The organism is Pseudomonas sp. ICMP 10191, assembly GCF_001467335.1.
Classification (GTDB): Bacteria; Pseudomonadota; Gammaproteobacteria; order Pseudomonadales; family Pseudomonadaceae; genus Aquipseudomonas; species Aquipseudomonas cerasi.
This window is the reverse complement of record NZ_LKGW01000029.1, coordinates 1-668: the sequence shown is the minus strand read 5'-3', so window position 1 is coordinate 668 and position 668 is coordinate 1. Positions and strand designations below refer to the sequence as shown.

1 pseudogene and 1 riboswitch are annotated in these 668 nt (G+C 52.3%); the pseudogene reads right to left on the bottom strand.

Annotated features, from left to right (window positions below):
• Positions 1 to 33: 33 nt before the first annotated feature.
• Positions 34 to 106: riboswitch (Fluoride riboswitch) on the bottom strand.
• Between the two features lie 95 nt (positions 107 to 201).
• Positions 202 to 420 (bottom strand): annotated as a pseudogene (locus AO388_RS04080) (DUF190 domain-containing protein); the annotation flags it as partial.
• Between the last annotated feature and the right edge of the window lie 248 nt (positions 421 to 668).

Sequence of the window (668 nt, the reverse complement as noted above, 5' to 3'; positions counted from 1 at the left end):
TGGGCGCGAACGCCTACAGACCTGGTTGATCAGGTTTCTGTAGGCATCATCAGCTGCTACGGGCACAGCGGTTGGTTAATGGAGGAATGCCATCTCCAATGAGCCGATCTTAGCGAGCTCTGTCCAAAATGTAAAATCGTGTTTCGGAGCACGAGGCAAGCGTAGGCTTCTTCGAGTCACCGCTTATGAAAGCAGGCCAGACTAGGTGACTTCTGTTCCGGCGAAGCCCATCTCAACTGGGGTTTTTATGTAAAATAACGAGATATCTTCAAGCTCCAATCGCTTGAATAACTGCACAGATTCGTCCTCGGTAATGGCCATACGAATTTCGGTAGGCTGATCCGCTAGTTCAAAAAAATGCGAGGAATGCAGCCGGCCGGTATGCCCAAAGCCTTCGATACCTGTGGACAGAGTCGCACCCNAACCTTTCATGTTCCTCTCCTAAGCGCGTGCTGATTATTTGATAGGACAGAAGCCCGGCAGCCGTCATTGCCACCCGGGCAGGATTCACACTGGCATCATGCGCACTGGTCAAGTCGGATGCAAACGACTGGTCAAGTCGAATGCAAATGGCTGGTCAAGTTCATGCAATTGCCCAGTTCGACTGTGAACACGCCGGGCGTGTAGTCGAGCTTTTCGCTGGCGTCTTCGCCGATGCGCTTGAGTGC